The sequence below is a fragment of the Neglectibacter sp. X4 genome, assembly GCF_009917365.1.
Classification (GTDB): domain Bacteria; phylum Bacillota; class Clostridia; order Oscillospirales; family Acutalibacteraceae; genus Acutalibacter.
In genome coordinates this window covers 1-1,013 of record NZ_QWLE01000179.1, presented here as the reverse complement: position 1 = coordinate 1,013, position 1,013 = coordinate 1, and the positions used below count along the sequence as shown (strand labels likewise).

At 34.6% G+C, this 1,013-nt stretch carries 2 protein-coding genes; both read right to left on the bottom strand.

Annotated elements, in window-relative coordinates; genetic code table 11:
• Positions 1-623: response regulator transcription factor (locus D1841_RS17530; RefSeq protein ID WP_166554330.1), on the bottom strand; the 623-nt coding region annotated here is incomplete at its 3' end.
• Positions 624-806: 183 nt separating this feature from the next.
• Positions 807-1,013 (bottom strand): hypothetical protein (locus tag D1841_RS18820; RefSeq protein ID WP_207709241.1); only part of this gene is annotated, 207 nt, incomplete at its 5' end.

Sequence of the window (1,013 nt, the reverse complement as noted above, 5' to 3'; positions counted from 1 at the left end):
TTCTCACGAAGATGCCGAATATGAACAGTAATGGTGTTATTGCTTTTACTGAAATATTCATCCCCCCATATTTGATGAAAAAGTTCCTCCGAACTGACTACATTTCCTTTCTGCTGACACAAAATCCGTAATATAGAAAACTCCGTAGGCGTTAATGAAAGAGGCTTTTCATTTAAAGTACACTCATGCGTTTTCACATTTAGAACTAAACCAGAATGAATCAAAATATCTTCCTCTGGCTCATTTCCCACATTGTATTTTTTATATCTCCTTAGTTGGGCTTTCACACGGGCGACCAATTCTAAAGGCAAAAACGGTTTCGTAATATAATCGTCTGCCCCTAATGTTAATCCCGTTATTTTATCAATTTCCTCTCCCTTTGCCGTGAGCATTATCACTGGATAGCGGTACTTCTCCCTTATCTTTTTGCATATTTGGAAACCATTCATATCAGGCAGCATAACATCCAAAATTGCCAAATCAAGGGTTTCACTTTCAATACAAGCCATTGCGTCTTTGGCGTTATAAAATTTATATACAGTAAAATTCTCATTTTCAAGATAAAGGGAAACAAGGTCTGCTATTTCCTGTTCATCATCTACAATCAGTATTTTATTCTCCATATCAGTCCATTCCTTTCCTTTTGTTCTATTTTACTAAATTGCACATAAGCAATCCTGCACTTTCCAATAAGAAATGGTTAAGATTTTCCTAATCGCCGTATAAATTCAAGGTATCTCTGCAATTTCCGCATCATATTTTGATTGCGATTATTATTATATACGCTATAAAGAATAATAACAACTCTATGCAAGGGGATAAAAAAGAGGGGATAGTTCTTTCACTTCTATACATAGGAACTCATATATCCTATATGTAGAAATGTCACCTCGTTTCATAAGAACTTTGATTTCCGTAAAATATCTGTATGAACTTTTACGAAAAATGAGGTGATGCTTTATGAATGAAGTACCAGAAACTTTTGACTTTATGCCTTTTGGAGAAGCAATCAA